Below are 12995 nucleotides of genomic sequence, written 5' to 3' on the forward strand. Positions count from 1 at the left end.
CCGCGGCGGCCGATTTGGCATGGTTGACCGCGATGAGTGAGGTGCAGGAACGGATTCAGCGTCACATCGACGCGCTGGTCGACACCGGCGCGGAGAACGGTGTGCAGGTCGCCGTCTTCCAGGACGGGGACCTGATCGTCGACGCGGTGGCCGGCACGGCCGACCCGGTCACCGGGCGGCCGGTCACCTCCAGCACGCCGATCTTCAGTTTCTCCGCGGTCAAGAACGTCGCGGCCACGCTCGCGCATCTGCTCGTCGCGCGTGGCCATCTCGACTACGACAGCCCGGTCACGGATCTCTGGCCCGAGTTCGGCGCGCACGGCAAGGGCACGGCGACGCTCCGGCACGTGCTGACCCATACGGTCGGTCTGCCGGCGATGCCGCGCGAGATCACGCCGGTCGAGCTGCCCGACTGGTCCCGGGTGGGTGCGGCGCTGGCCGCCGCCGAACCGCGTTGGCGGCCGGGCGAGGCCATGGGCTACCACTCGTACACCTTCGGCTTTCTCGTCGGTGAGCTGGCCCGGCGCGCGACCGGGCGGCCCGTGCACGAGCTGTTGCGTGAGTGGATCACCGCGCCGCTCGGTATCGAGGGGCAGATGTATTTCGCCGCTCCGAAGGAGGCGCTGCCGGGGTTGGCGCGCCTGGAACAGCAGGCGCGCCAGTGGCCCGCCGAAACGGGGGACGGTGACCCGGCGGAGGGTGACCCGGGGGACGGCGAAGCGATCCTCGCGCCGTGGGAGAGCCGGCCGAGTGCCGAGTTCGGCAACAGGGCCGAGATCCTGGGCGCCGACATCCCGTCCGTGGGTACGGCCACCGCGCACGGTCTTGCCGCGATGTTCAACGCCCTGTTGCAGGGCGGGCTCGTGGATTCCGCGCGGTTGGCGGAACTGTCCGCGCCCGCCTTCGAGGGCACGGACCAGGTCTTCGGCACTCCGGTACGGATGGCGCTGGGCTTCCCGATCGGCAGAATCGGCGCGCCCGCCGAGGAGAACTCCGTGGCCTTCGGATGGCCGGGCGGAGGCGGGAGCTACGCCTACGCGGACCCTGAGCGAGGGATCGCCTTCGCGCTGACGAAGACCCGGCTCGTCCCTGACTTCGACACCGTGCTGTCGGTCTCCGCGATCCTGGCCGACCATCTGGCCCGGGCCCGCTGAGCCCGCCTCGGGACATGCGGACAGTGACATGCAGACCGCGGTCTCCTGAACGGCCCGCCGTGCGCGGATAGGCTCGTGACGTGGATCGCACCGGTGGACGACCCGACGACGCGCTCGTGGAAGAGGCGCGGGGCGAGTTGTCGTCCCGGGCGGCCCGGGCGCTGTGGTGGGGGTCGTCCGGTCTGGTGCTCTCCGTCCTGGGCACCTCGGTGCTCGTCGCCGGTACGGAGCACGGGCGACGGCTGCCCGTGGCGGTGGCCCTGGTCCTCGCCCAGGTCTGCGCCCTGCGGTGGCAGGTACGCGCCCCGGTCGCCGTACTGGCCGCGAACGCGCTGACGGGCCTCGCGGTGTGGGCGCTGCTGCCCGCGGTGACCTTGACGGGGGCGCTGCTCGCGGCACAGGTCACCCTGTGCGTGCTGTCGGCCACCAGGTCGCGGCAGGTGTCGGTACGAGCGCTCGCGGCGATGTGTCTGCCGGCACCCCTGGCGTTCGGGTCGGGCGGCGGCGCGGGGCTGACCGTCTATCTGCTGGCGGTGGCCCTGGCCTGGACCGCCGGGCAGTGGCGCAGAGCCCAACAGGAGCGCATCAGGGCGGAGTTGCGCCGGGCCGTGGTGGAGGAACGGGCGCGGATCGCGCGTGAGGTGCACGACGTCGTGGCGCACACGCTGTCGGTGATGGTCATTCAGGCGGGCGCCGCCGACGACGTGTTCACCCAACAGCCCGAACAGGCCCGGCAGTCGCTGCGGGCCATCGAGACGGGCGCCCGCTCGGCACTCGGCGACCTGCGCCTGCTGCTGCGCGCGTTCGGGCCCGACGCGGAGCACGACGGGGCCAGCGAGCAGCGGGAGCCGGGGCCCTCGCTCGCGCGTCTGGACGAGCTGGCCGACAGGGTCCGCGCGACCGGGATGACCGTGCGCGTGCGGTGCGAGGGCGCCACCGACAGGCTGCCAGCGGCGGTGGATCTGGCGGCGTACCGGATCGTCCAGGAGGCTCTCACCAACACGCTGCGGCACGCGGCCGACGCGGACGAGGTCAGTGTGCGTGTGACGGCGGAGAGGGAGTGTGTGGAGGTCACGGTGGTGGACAACGGGCGCACGCAGCAAGGGAGTTCGGCCACTGCGGGAGAGGGGCGCGGCCTGGTGGGGATGAAGGAGCGCGCACGGCTGGTGGGCGGCAGCCTGCGCGCCGGTGCGCTGCCCGGGGGCGGCTTCGAGGTGGCGGCGCGGCTGCCGGTGGAGGACGCGCTGTGACGCTGCGTGTGGTGGTGGCCGACGACCAGGTCCTGGTCCGTACCGGATTCCGCATGATCATCGACGCCCGGGAGGACCTGGAGGTGGTCGGTGAGGCGTCCGACGGCCGGGAGGCGGTGCGGCTGACACGGGAACTGGCGCCCGACGTGGTGCTGATGGACGTACGCATGCCCGTGGTGGACGGTATCGAGGCGACCCGGCAGATCGTGACGTCGGGCAGTGCGGCCAGGGTGCTCGTGCTGACCACGTGGGACGTGGACGCGCATGTGGTCGCCGCGCTGCGGGCCGGGGCGAGCGGCTTCCTGCTGAAGGACATCCGTCCCACCGAACTCGTCGACGCGATCCGCGTGACCGCGCGCGGTGAGGCGCTGCTGGCGCCGACCGTGCTGGGCCGCGTTCTCGACCGGTTCCTGAGCACCGCGCCCGACCAGGCACCGCCGCCCTCCCTGCGCGACCTCTCCGGGCGCGAGCGGGAGGTGCTCACTCTGATCGGGCAGGCCCTGTCGAACGCGGAGATCGCCGAGCGCCTGCGCCTTTCGGAGGCCACGGTCAAGAACCATGTCACCGCGGTACTGCGCAAGTTGGGCGCGCGAGACCGCGTCCAGGCCGTGGTCGCCGCCTACGACCACGGCCTCGTACGGGCCCGGCGCCCCTGACGGCGCCTCCTCCTCAGGGAGGAGGCCGGGCCGTCGTCCTCCTATGCTCCCAGTGCCGGGCCGTTCCCCCGGCCGATCCGGGACCGGGGCAGCCGGCCGTAGCGTCGAGGTGTGATCGACGACCTGCCCTGCCTCATGTATCTGCTCGCCCACGACGAGTCGGCGGACGGACCCTTCGACCGTTCCCGGACGGAGCTGCTGATCCGTGCCGCCGCCCTGGTCGACCTCGCCTCGCGCGGTCGGCTGCGGGAGGCGGGCGGCACGGTGGCCGTGTCCGGCACGGAACCGATCGGCGACCCCGTCCTGGACGGCGTGCTGCGCGACGCCGCCGGCGGGCACGGCTGGCGGCACCTCGTGCGCAGCCGACGCAAGCGGACGCTGACCCAGGTGGAGGACCTGCTCGCCGCGGCGGGACTCCTCACCGTGCGGACGGCTCGCACGCCCTTCGGGAGCCGCCGGACGACCGTGACGGACCGCGCCGTGCCCGCCGCGCTCCACGCGCGCGTGTCCGCGGCGCTGCACGGGGACGGTCCCGTACGGGAGATCCCCGCCACCGACGCCGCGCTGCTGGCGCTGGCCGCGGCGGGGCGCATCCGCTCGGTCGTGTCGCGGCGGGACCAGAAGACCTACCGGGCCCGTATCGACGCCTGCACGGGGCGGCTCGCCGCGCTCGGGCCGGGCCTGGAGAAGGCCGTACGCGCGCTGCCGACGACCATGATCGCCGCGCAGGGAGGCATGGGCGGCAGCTGACCCAACGGGGAAACGAACGGGGAGATGAACCGGCAGATGAACCGGGAAATGACGACCATGCACCGCGCCCTGACCACTCTGGGCTGCGCCTTGACCGCCGTACTCGCGACGGCCTGGTCGGCGGCGCCACCGGCCCAGCCGACCTTGTCTGCCTTGTCTGCCTTGCCTGCCGGCACGACGGTCAGCACGCACGACGGCGTGGTGCGGGGTGCCGCCCACGACGGCTACCGCACCTTCCAAGGCATCCCCTACGCGGCTCCCCCGGTCGACAGGCTGCGCTGGGCGCCGCCCCACCATGCGATCCCCTGGTCCGGGGTACGGAACGCGACCGAGCCCGCGAGCGCCTGCCCGCAGCCGGCCGGCGAGGTGCCGGGCGGCAGCACCGACGAGGACTGTCTCCACCTGAACGTCACCACGCCCGACGGCGCGGACCCGGCACACCCCCGGCCGGTGATCGTATGGCTGCACGGCGGCGGCTTCACCACCGGAGCGGGCAGCTCCTACGACGCCCACCGCATGGCGACTCGCGGCGACGTCGTGGTCGTCACCGTCAACTACCGCCTCGGCGCCCTGGGTTTCCTTTCGCAGGGCGGGCTGCCCGGCTCGGGCACCTTCGGCCTCGCGGATCAGCAGGCGGCGCTGCGCTGGGTCCGTGCCGAGATCGGCGTCTTCGGCGGCGACGCGCACAACGTGACGCTGGCCGGTGAATCGGCGGGCGGCTACAGCGTCTGCGCCCAGCTCGCTTCACCGGCCGCCGCGGGACTCTTCGACCAGGCGATCATCGAGAGCGGCCCGTGCACCGGCAGCCCCGACCGCCCGTTCGCGCCGTCCTCGGTCCCCCTGTCGACGGCGCGCGCCACGGGCACGGACCTCGCGGCGAAGGTCGGCTGCGGCTCCGCCCGCGAAGTGATGACCTGCCTGCGGCGAGTGGCAGTCCCGCGCCTACTCGCGGCCCAGGACACGGACCAACAACCTGCCTACGAGACCCAGTTGCTGCCCAGCGACCCCGCGACGGCGATCGCCGCCGGCCGCTTCCACCACGTCCCCGTGCTCATCGGCAACAACCACGACGAGGGCAACGGCTGGGCGGCCGGGATCATCCAGGCCGGCAACCCCGTCACCCCCGCCACCTGGCCCGACGTCGTGTCCGCCTTCTTCCCCTCCCCGGGGCAGGCGAAGGCGATCGTCCGCGAGTATCCGGTGCACCGCACCGACGGGGGTCCGGTGTTCGGGGCGGTCATCGGCGACGCCAACTTCGCCTGCCCGACGGCACGCACCGATGCCCTGCTCTCCACCCAAGTACCCACCTGGCGCTACGAGTTCGCCGACGAGCACGCCCCGCCGCTCACCTCGGGCACACCACCGTTCCCACTCGGCGCACCGCACGCGAGCGAACTGCCCTACCTCTTCGACCTGGGCGGCCGTCCCCGCGACCTCACCGCCGCACAGCACCGGCTGGCCGACACGATGATCGACTACTGGACCCGCTTCGCCCGCACGGGCGACCCGAACGGCCCGACGTCACCGCACTGGCCCCGGCAGACGGTGCTGTCGCTGGCGCCTGACCACGTCGTTCCCAACGGCACGGTGGGGGTCCGCCATCACTGCGGGTTCTGGGATGCGCTCTGAGATTGTGTTCCGTGTTCCGTCCTGGCGATGGTGTTTGGTGGCGCACTCGCGCTGCGAAGGACCACGAGGTGGTGGTCGCGTACATCGACCGGTTCGGCGAGACCTCCGCGAGGCGCTTGTTCACCTCGGTGGTCGTCGACCGGGTGATCCGCCTGGCGCGCCTGGGACACGTGTACCTCGGCTACACACCCTGGGCGCCGGCATGATCTGCCGCGGCGGTTCAGAAGGCGAACGCTTCGGTCAGGCGCACCCGGTAGCCGTCTTCCTCCATCAGCACGACGGTGACGCCGAACGGGGAAGGGTGATCCAGCTCGAGCGGGATGAAGGAGAAGTTCACCGCCGCCTGGATCGGCGGCACCAGCTCGGCGTCCGGCTGCGGCGCGGGGGCCGGACTCCAGTCCGGGGCGACCGACGGCCGGCCCTCGGGACTGAGGGACAGGAGCTCCTCGCTGTAGGGGAACTGGTGCAGGACGTGCCCGTCGCGATCGGCGAGCACCATGTTCAGGCACGGCGCCGGGGCGACGACGGGAAGTTCACAGGCGATGGCGACATCGTGGGTCTCCCAGGCCAGGACCACTTCGTCCGCGCCGGCTGCTGCGGCGATGTTCGCGAGTTCCGCGATCCCGGTCAGTGCGTCCCGGCCGCCCTTGAGGGGTCGGGCCCAGATCATCCCGACCAACTCGCCGCGCACCAACGGCATGATGAGCGGGCGCGGGACGGTGCCCTCGCCCAGCCCGGCGGTGTACGCGCTCTTCGCCACGCTGACCAGTGCGTCCCACATCCGTGCCTCCATGGAAGCCCCTCTCTCTGCTCTACCCGATCACCGCACCCTGCCACGGCGGTTGAGGCGGTGTCAGCGAGATGATCCACCAACTCTCGATCGAGGCCGGGCCACCGGGTGGGCCTGGATCACCGAGAGGGTCGCGTGTGACTGTTGGCATGCTGACCGTCGTGACGAAGCAGGTATCCCTGGCATCCGAACTCGTGTTGTTCATGAGCGAGTACGAGCGGGCCAACAACAGTCATGACATCGAGCGGGTCGTGCCGTTCATCGCTGAGGACGCCACGTATTGGTTCTCGGACGGCTCGTATCAGGGCATCGGGGAAATCCGGTCCGCGATCGAGAAGACGTTCGCGACGATCCTCGACGAGGTGTACGAGATCCGGGAGCTGGAGTGGCCGGTGCTCACCTCCGACATCGCGGTGTGCCGTTACCGGTTTGGCTGGACCGGAGTCGTCGACGGTGAACCACGCTCTGGCCAGGGTCGGGGCACCAATGCGATCGTCCGGCGGGAGGGCGGCTGGAGGATGCTGCATGAGCATCTGAGCTCCTGATCCCTCTGCTCTCCGCTCGTTCCCTCCCGCTCGGCGCCATCGATTCGGCCGGGTCAGTGCAGGACGCCGGCCAGACCTGGGGCCAGCATGTTCGCCCAGGTCAGGCCCCCAACTCCTCCCCCACGGGCAGGCACTCGGCGAGCAGGTCGACGACGTCGCGCCAGGCGCGCTGTGCGTGCTGCGGGTGGTGGCCGACGCCGGGGACCGTGGGGTGGTCGACCGGTGGGTGGTGGAAGGCGTGCAAGGCGCCGCCGTAGATCGTGAGGCGCCAGTCGACGCCCGCGGCCTGCATCTCAGCGGTGAAGGCGTTCCGTTGCGCGGGCGGCATGATCGGGTCTTCCGACCCGACTCCGGCCCACACCGGGCACCGAATGCGCGCCGCCTCGTCCGGTCGCCCCGTCATCAGTGCGTTGACTGTGCCGATCGCACGCAAGTCGACGCCGTCGCGCCCGAGTTCCAGCGCGACGGCGCCCCCGGTGCCGTAGCCGATGGCGGCGATCCGGTCGGGGTCGGTCCGCGGTTCGGTGCGCAACACGTCGAGTGCCGCATGGCCGATGCTCCGCATCCGGTCGGGATCAGCAAGCAGTGGCAGGCAACGGGCCAGCATCTCCTCGGGGTCGCTGAAATAGCGCCCGCCGTGAAGGTCGAAGGCCAGCGCTACGTATCCCAGTTCGGCGAGAGCATCGGCCCGGCGGCGCTCGACGTCGCTGAGCCCCGTGCCCTCTGGTCCGAGCAGCACCGCGGGCCGGCGGTCGACGCCGGCCGGGAGCGCGAGGTGCCCGATCATCGTCAGACCGTCGGCCGGGTACTCGACCGTACGCGTCGTAATCGTCGTCATGTGACCGGACTGTAGTGATCGTCGAGCCCGGTCCGGTCGCTGTTCTGCCGCTGGCAGAGCAGCGTGGGCATCCCCTTGAAATACAGCGGAAGCTCACTAGAACCGTCGGGCGCATCGCACTAGGGCCTCTACGGCCGCAGCCGCAGGGCGTCCGTGAGGAACGGCGACCGTGCAGTGCATACCGAACTCGGTGTCCGTGGCACTGGAGACCGGCGCTATCTCTCGGTCAGGACCGTGTGCATGAGGGCGCGAAGCTCCGCTGCCAAGGCCGGGCGAGCGGTGAACTGGCCCGTCTGCGCAAGGTCGTTGACGACGGCGAACGCGGCATGGACGCGGATACGTACCTCCTTCGGGTCCGGGTCCGGACTTGGCGCTGCCGCTCCCGTCACCTCCGCCCAGTACGCGGCGAAGGCACGTTGGAAGCGGCGCAGTTCCGTGCGATCGCGCTCGGGCAGGTTGTGGCCTTCGGCGAAGTAGGCGGCGACCAGGTCCCGGTAGTCCAGCACCGTGTCGACGTAGGAGATGACCAGCAGGTCGAGCGTGTCGCGCGCGGGCAGACCGGCCGCCTGCGCGGCTGTGACGTTCTGCCGCAGGCGTTCCTGGATCCGGCTCGCGGCGGTCTGGAGCAGGTCGATCTTGCCCCCGAAGTGGGTGTAGATGCTGGGCCCGGCCATGCCCGCCGCGGCGCCGATGTGCTCCATGGTCACCGCGTGGAAACCACGTTCCCGGAAGAGCCGGGCCGACACGGCGAGGAGCTGTTCACGCCGGGCGTCCAGCAGGGACGGGGCGGTCGTCGGGGAGAGCGGCGGTGCGGAGGCGGCGGTCAGGTCGGTCGCCAGGGTGTTCAGGGCGATCGCCGTGAGGACTTCCTCGAATGCCGTGCGTGGCAGCCGGACGCGGTGGTCGGAGATGCTCCCCAGAACGCTGAACGCCCCCCAGGTGAGCAGAGACGCGTCGGAGGAATCCAGCTCGGGCCGCCGGCTCTGCAACGCGCGGATCAGTGGAGCACCGATCCGTATCGCGCGCTTTCTCACCTCATTGGCGTCCTCGGGCGTGAGGTGTCGACGCTCGCGCCGCCAGAGCATGCCGAACTCGGGCCGGGAGACGACGAGAGCCGCCAACCCCGCGTAAACCTCAGGGAGTTCCCGACCCGTGCCGGCCTCGGTGTACTCATCGAGCACGCGACCGGCGTCGTCGAGGCCGGCGAGCAGGATGTGAGCGAGCACGGCCTGCTTTCCGCGGAAGTGGCGGTAGAGCGCCGGTCCGCTGAGCCCGGCGGCTGCCGCGATGTCCTGGACGGAAACGTTGTGGTAGCCGTCGCGTGCGAAGAGTCCGGCGGCGATCGCCGCGAGCTGGTCGCGTCGCGTCGGCTTCCCGGGCCGGGGCGGGGCGCCGGAGGGCGACGTCACTGATCACCGGCCCAGGGCAGGAAGTCCGGGAGGCCGTCGTCGATCCGGCCGGGGAACTTCGGCGGCCGCCGCTCCAGGAACGAGGTGACACCTTCGACGGCGTCCGGGCTGAGGGTGAGGAGGCGCACCAGTCGGGTCTCCAGTTGGTGGGCTCGGTCGGGTGAGTCGAGCGACGACAGACGATAGATCATCTGCCGGGTGATCGCGACGGCCACCGGGGCGGTGCGATCGGCGATCTCGTGCGCGAGTGCGTAGGCCGCGTCGATGAGCGCATCGGGCTCGTGGACGCCGTGCAACAGTCCCGAGCGCAGCGCCTCCTCCGCGCCGAACACCCGCCCGGTGAGCGTCCAGTCGAGGGCGGTGGACAGACCCACCAGGCGGGGCAGGAACCAGCTGGATCCGCCCTCGGGGACGATGCCGCGCCGGGTGAAGGGGAAGCCGAACCTGCTGTCGTGGGCCGCCAGCCGGAAGTCGGCACCCAGCGGCACCGTCGCGCCCGCGCCCACCGAGGCGCCGTTGAGCGCGGCGATGACAGGCTTGTTCATCGTGAACATACGGGCAGTGACGCTGCCGGCGGGCTCCAGTTCCAGAGACGGCAGGTCCTCCTCCCCTACCCCGTCCACCTCGAAGCCGCCTCCGGAGAGATCGGCGCCGACGCAGAAGTCGCGTCCGGAGCCGGTGAGGACCACGACCCGGACCTCCTCGTCGGCATCGGCGTGAGCGAAGGCGTCCAGCAGCTCCTGCGCCATGCGAAGGGTGTAGCCGTTGCGCGCCGCGGGGCGGTCGAGCGTGATGGTCGCCACCCGATCGGTCAGGTCGTAGCGAATCTGCTGGTAGGCGGGCATCTCTAGCCTCTCTTGTTAATCATCCCTAGGTTGATTGTCATCCACTTCCGGCCTTGACAGCAAGGGTTCAGATGCATGAAGTTAATGGCCATTAGGACGCTATGAAGACTGCGAGGGTGTCGCATGACCACGACGGCATACCGATCCCCATGGCTGACCGACGAACTGGACGCCGTGCGTGACCTGGCCCGCACCTTCTTCACGAAGGAGGCGGCGCCGCGCGAGGAAGAGTTCGCCCGGCAGGGGTTCCCCGCGAAGGAGCTGTGGCGCCGGGCGGGCGAGCTGGGCCTGCTGTGCGCGTCGATCCCGGAGGAGTACGGGGGTGGCGGCGGGACGATCGCCCATGAGGTCGTACTGGTCGAGGAGCAGATCAAGGCCGGTGCCTCGGGCATGCCCATGATCGTCCACTCCGGCATCGTGGCCCACTACGTCAACGCGTACGGCACCGCGGAACACAAGCGCCGCTGGCTGCCCCGGATGGCCGACGGCGAACTGCTGGGCGCGATCGCCATGACCGAACCGGGTACCGGATCCGACCTCCAGGGCATCCAGACCCGGGCGGTCCGCGCGGGTGACGACTACCTGATCAGCGGCGCGAAGACGTTCATCACCAACGGCCACAACGCCGGCCTCGTGATCATCGCGGCCAAGACCGACCCGGCCCAGGGCGCCCGCGGACTCTCGCTCCTGGTCGCCGAGGTGGACGAGGACACGCCCGGATTCCAGCTCGGCCGGGTGCTGAAGAAGATCGGCCAGCACAGCACCGACACCGTGGAGCTGTTCTTCGACGAGCTGCGCGTCCCGGCGGCGAATCTGCTCGGCTCCCGCGAGGGCCTCGGCTTCGTGCAGCTGATGGAGCAACTGCCTCAGGAGCGGCTGCTGGTCGCCGCGCTCGGACTGGCCTGGCTGGAGGCCGCCGTGGACACCACGGTCGCCTACACCAAGGAACGGCACGCCTTCGGGCGACCGCTGTTCGAACTTCAGAACACACGCTTCGAGTTGGCGGACTGCGCCACGACCGCGCACGTGGCCCGGGTCTTCCTCGACGACTGCGTCCAGCGCCACCTGGACGGAGAGCTGGACGCCGCCACCGCCTCGATGGCCAAGTACTGGATCACCGACCGGCAGACCGAGGTCGTGGACCGCTGCCTCCAACTGCACGGCGGCTACGGCTACATGGCCGAGTACCCGATCTCCCGAATGTTCACCGACGGCCGCATCCAGCGCATCTACGGCGGAGCCAACGAAGTCATGAAGGAACTTGTCGCCCGCTCACTGTGAACGGCCCCTGGACCGAGAGAGGAATGTGCGCGCATGACCACGGAAGCACTTGTGTACGAGGCGTTCCGCACCCCACGCGGGCGCGGCAAGCAAAGCGGCTCCCTCGCTCGGCGCCCCCACGAGCAAGCCCTCCCCGACAGTGAAGGAGCTGCCCGGTGACATCGACCTTGCCCCGGACGTTGTGTGAGGCGTTCCAGCAGACCGCCGCGCGTCAGGCCGGCCTGGTGGCCCTGCGTACCGTCGGCGGTACGAGGTCGCTGCTGTGGTCGGAGTACGCCGACCGGGTCCGGGTCCTGGCCCAGGGGCTAACGGCTGTGGGGGTGCGCCGCGGGGACACAGTCGCGCTCATGCTGCGCAACCGGCCCGAGTTCCACCTCGCCGACACCGCCGTCCTGCATCTGGGGGCGATCCCGTTCTCGCTCTACAACACCTCCTCGCCCCAGCAGGTCGCCCACCTGCTCACCGACTCGCAGGCCCGTCTGGTGATCACGGAGGAGTGCTTCCTGCCCGTGCTGGGCCCTTCCGCCCGCGCGGTGGACGCCACCGCCGCCCGCACCGGCACCGCCTGATCCGGACAGGACCTGGGACGTCAGCATTGCCACTCCGTACCTGCGCCCGGAACCCGAAGGCCGACACAGAGAGCTACGCCCGTCACAGGGCTGACCACCAACCCGCTGAAGGACTCGTCATGCCGTTGCCCCCCGTTCTCTCGCAGCCCCTCACGCTTCCCGTGGTGGGCTCGCCGTTGTTCATCGCCTCCGGCCCGGAGTTGGTCATCGCCCAGTGTCAGGCCGGGGTCATCGGCTCGTTTCCGGCCCTCAACGCTCGGCCCGCCTCACTCCTGTCGGACTGGCTCGATCGCATCACGGAGGAGAACGCGTCGTACGCGGCCGCGCACCCGCAGGCCGTCGTCGCCCCGTTCGCGGTGAACCAGATCGTGCACCGCTCCAACGACCGCCTTGAGCACGACATGGACGTGATCGTGAAGCACCAGGTGCCGATCGTCATCACGTCACTCGGTGCGCGGCCGGAGATCAACGACGCGGTGCACTCCTACGGAGGCGTCGTGCTCCACGACGTCATCAACAACGAGTTCGCGCACAAGGCCATCGAAAAGGGTGCCGACGGTGTGATCGGCGTGGCCGCAGGGGCTGGCGGCCACGCGGGCACGCAGTCACCGTTCGCCCTTGTGCAGGAAATCCGGGAGTGGTTCGACGGTCCGCTGTTGATGTCGGGCGCCATCGCCCACGGTCGCTCCATCCTGGCCGCGCTGGCCGCAGGCGCGGACCTCGCGTACGTAGGTTCCGCGTTCCTCGCCACCACCGAGGCGAACAACTCGACCGCGTACAAGCAGATGATCGTCGACGGCGCCGCGAAGGACATCGTCTACAGCAGCCTGTTCACCGGCATCCACGGCAACTACCTGCGTGGCAGCATCTCCGCCGCCGGACTCGACCCGGACAACCTCTCGGAGTCGGATCCGACCGCGATGGACTTCGGCACGAGCGACACCGCGAAGCCGAAGGCATGGAAGGACGTCTGGGGTTCGGGCCAAGGCATTGGCGCCATCAAACAGAGCACGACCGTCGCGGACCTCGTCGCAACGCTCAAGAAGCAGTACGACGACGCGCGGTTCGCCCTGCACACCAAGACACGCACGCACGGCGCGACCACGCACGGGGCCTGAACACCCTCGATGGAGGTCCCGCCTACCAGGACCCGGACTCGCCTGAGCCGTCAGGCGTCTCCCGCCCACAACGCCGCCTCCGCCTGCGGGACATGGAGCGCGTTCGGCGTCCACACATGCACGACCTGGACGCTGTCGCCGACCACCACCGCGCGCAGCTC

General features: G+C 70.7%; 14 protein-coding genes. 10 read left to right on the forward strand and 4 right to left on the reverse strand.

The annotated features are described in order from the left end of the window. The first annotated feature begins 32 nt into the window (after positions 1–32). The 6 genes from ACWD5F_RS07260 (at position 33) to ACWD5F_RS07285 (ending at position 5645) form a co-directional block, all read left to right on the forward strand. Positions 33–1154: a serine hydrolase domain-containing protein gene (locus tag ACWD5F_RS07260; RefSeq protein ID WP_451251945.1), complete on the forward strand. Its 1122-nt coding sequence runs from the start codon at positions 33–35 to the stop codon at positions 1152–1154. An 80-nt stretch (positions 1155–1234) separates the two neighbouring features. Next, positions 1235–2404 carry a sensor histidine kinase gene (locus ACWD5F_RS07265; RefSeq protein ID WP_451251947.1) on the forward strand — a complete coding sequence of 390 codons (1170 nt, stop codon included), beginning with the start codon at positions 1235–1237 and terminating at the stop codon, positions 2402–2404. Then, entirely contained in the window at positions 2401–3060 is a 660-nt protein-coding gene (locus ACWD5F_RS07270; RefSeq protein WP_451251949.1) for a response regulator, read from the forward strand. The genes ACWD5F_RS07265 and ACWD5F_RS07270 overlap by 4 nt, the downstream gene beginning before the upstream one ends. 111 nt (positions 3061–3171) lie before the next feature. Further along, the gene (locus tag ACWD5F_RS07275) at positions 3172–3810 is read left to right on the forward strand and encodes a GOLPH3/VPS74 family protein (RefSeq protein ID WP_451251951.1); all 639 of its coding nucleotides are present in this window, start codon (positions 3172–3174) and stop codon (positions 3808–3810) included. A 57-nt stretch (positions 3811–3867) separates the two neighbouring features. Then, positions 3868–5439 carry a carboxylesterase/lipase family protein gene (locus tag ACWD5F_RS07280; RefSeq protein WP_451252301.1) on the forward strand — a complete coding sequence of 524 codons (1572 nt, stop codon included), beginning with the start codon at positions 3868–3870 and terminating at the stop codon, positions 5437–5439. Positions 5440–5507: 68 nt separating this feature from the next. Next, positions 5508–5645 (forward strand): hypothetical protein, encoded by a 138-nt coding sequence (locus ACWD5F_RS07285; RefSeq protein WP_451251953.1) that lies wholly within the window; start codon positions 5508–5510, stop codon positions 5643–5645. A gap of 14 nt (positions 5646–5659) precedes the next feature. Here ACWD5F_RS07285 and ACWD5F_RS07290 read toward each other — a convergent pair whose 3' ends face one another. Continuing rightward, complete coding sequence (locus tag ACWD5F_RS07290; protein WP_451251955.1) at positions 5660–6232, reverse strand: hypothetical protein; 573 nt, start codon at positions 6230–6232, stop codon at positions 5660–5662. Between the two features lie 146 nt (positions 6233–6378). On the opposite strand from ACWD5F_RS07290, the gene ACWD5F_RS07295 reads away from it, so the two are divergent. Further along, the gene (locus ACWD5F_RS07295; protein ID WP_451251957.1) at positions 6379–6774 is read left to right on the forward strand and encodes a YybH family protein; all 396 of its coding nucleotides are present in this window, start codon (positions 6379–6381) and stop codon (positions 6772–6774) included. Positions 6775–6874: 100 nt separating this feature from the next. On the opposite strand, the gene ACWD5F_RS07300 is transcribed toward ACWD5F_RS07295, so the two are convergent. From ACWD5F_RS07300 to ACWD5F_RS07310, 3 genes are all read right to left on the reverse strand, one after another. Continuing rightward, positions 6875–7612, reverse strand: a complete 738-nt coding sequence (locus ACWD5F_RS07300) for a dienelactone hydrolase family protein (protein ID WP_451251959.1) — start codon at positions 7610–7612, stop codon at positions 6875–6877. Positions 7613–7827: 215 nt separating this feature from the next. Continuing rightward, the gene (locus tag ACWD5F_RS07305; protein WP_451251961.1) at positions 7828–9021 is read right to left on the reverse strand and encodes a TetR/AcrR family transcriptional regulator; all 1194 of its coding nucleotides are present in this window, start codon (positions 9019–9021) and stop codon (positions 7828–7830) included. Further along, positions 9018–9866 (reverse strand): enoyl-CoA hydratase-related protein, encoded by an 849-nt coding sequence (locus ACWD5F_RS07310; protein WP_451251963.1) that lies wholly within the window; start codon positions 9864–9866, stop codon positions 9018–9020. Before ACWD5F_RS07310 ends, ACWD5F_RS07305 begins: the two co-directional genes overlap by 4 nt. A gap of 123 nt (positions 9867–9989) precedes the next feature. Here ACWD5F_RS07310 and ACWD5F_RS07315 point away from each other — a divergent pair, with 123 nt between their 5' ends. From ACWD5F_RS07315 to ACWD5F_RS07325, 3 genes are all read left to right on the forward strand, one after another. Further along, entirely contained in the window at positions 9990–11147 is a 1158-nt protein-coding gene (locus tag ACWD5F_RS07315) for an acyl-CoA dehydrogenase family protein (protein WP_451251965.1), read from the forward strand. 155 nt (positions 11148–11302) lie between these two features. Beyond that, positions 11303–11716, forward strand: coding sequence for an AMP-binding protein (locus ACWD5F_RS07320; RefSeq protein ID WP_451251967.1), 414 nt, complete (start codon positions 11303–11305; stop codon positions 11714–11716). 119 nt (positions 11717–11835) lie between these two features. Then, on the forward strand, positions 11836–12834 hold the full coding sequence (locus ACWD5F_RS07325; RefSeq protein ID WP_451251969.1) for an NAD(P)H-dependent flavin oxidoreductase: 999 nt from the start codon (positions 11836–11838) through the stop codon (positions 12832–12834). Positions 12835–12995 lie beyond the last annotated feature (161 nt).

The sequence above is a fragment of the Streptomyces sp. NPDC002499 genome (assembly GCF_053595415.1).